A 1,026-nucleotide genomic window follows, 5' to 3' on the forward strand; every position below is an offset into this window, starting at 1 on the left:
TTCGTCGGGTGAGGTGATGCCGCCGGGGAGTCGGCAGGCCATCCCGACCACGGCGATCGGCTCCCGGGAAGCGGCGGTCATCTTCCGGTTCTGCTGGCGCAGGCGGTCGTTTTCCTTGAGGGACTTCCGCAGGGCCTCGACCACCGTGGGGGTGGTGTTCTCGCTCATGATCGGTGCACTCCAACGGGGCTTGTGGTCAGTCGGTTTCCTCGAACGCCAGCAGAATCAACCGCTCGGTATCCAGGTCGTCGATGGACTCGAGGTCATCCACACTCGAAGGGGCGTCGGGCTGCCCGGCGAGGTCGAATGCCAGCTGTGCGATTCCGCTCGCGTGAAGAAGGTCGATCGGAATGGTGCGCAGAATTCTTCTCAGTTCGGCGTCACCGGCCGATTCGCCGTCGGTTCCGGGGTCCGCGTCCAGCCGGGTGTCGGTGGGCTCCGGCGCCGCGGGGAAGAGATCTTCCAGCAGATGGGTGGCGATGGCCTGCGGGGTCGGATGGTCGAAGACGAGGGTGACCGGAAGCCGGCGTCCCATCACCCCGTCCAACCGGTTACGCAGCTCCACGCTGGTGAGCGAGTCGAAGCCCAGTTCCTTGAAGGCCGCCCGGGCCGGGACCGCCGCGGCCGTGGCGTACCCCAGGATCTGCGCGGTCTGGGTCCGCACCGCATCGAGGAGCAGGCGCTCGCGTTCGGCCGGTGCCAGTGGTGCGAGCCGTTCGGTCAGGCTTCGCACCGCGGGGACGCGTCCCCGCTCCTCGCGCGGGTCGCCGGGGGCGTCCGCACGCACGAGCAGGGTCCGCACGATCGGGGGAAGGTGCGCGCCCGCGTCGGGCCCGACCGCGGGAACGAGTTTGGCCGGCACCAGCTGCGCATCGCTGCGCCCCACCGCGGCGTCGAACAGCCGCAGGCCCTCCTGCGACGACATCGGCAGCACGCCCACCCGGGCCAGCCGGGTGAGGTCGGTGGTGTCGAGGTGGCTGGTCATGGTGCTGGTTTGGTGCCAGAGGCCCCAGGCGAGGCTGGTGG

2 protein-coding genes are annotated in these 1,026 nt (G+C 69.9%); both read right to left on the bottom strand.

The window, feature by feature from the left end:
• Positions 1 to 168: polyketide synthase docking domain-containing protein (locus MXD59_RS25945; RefSeq protein ID WP_248827193.1), on the bottom strand; the 168-nt coding region annotated here is incomplete at its 3' end.
• A gap of 28 nt (positions 169 to 196) precedes the next feature.
• On the bottom strand, positions 197 to 1,026 hold an 830-nt coding region (locus MXD59_RS25950), incomplete at its 5' end, for an acyl carrier protein (RefSeq protein WP_248827192.1).

The organism is Frankia umida (assembly GCF_023242945.1).
Taxonomy (GTDB): domain Bacteria; phylum Actinomycetota; class Actinomycetes; order Frankiales; family Frankiaceae; genus Frankia; species Frankia umida.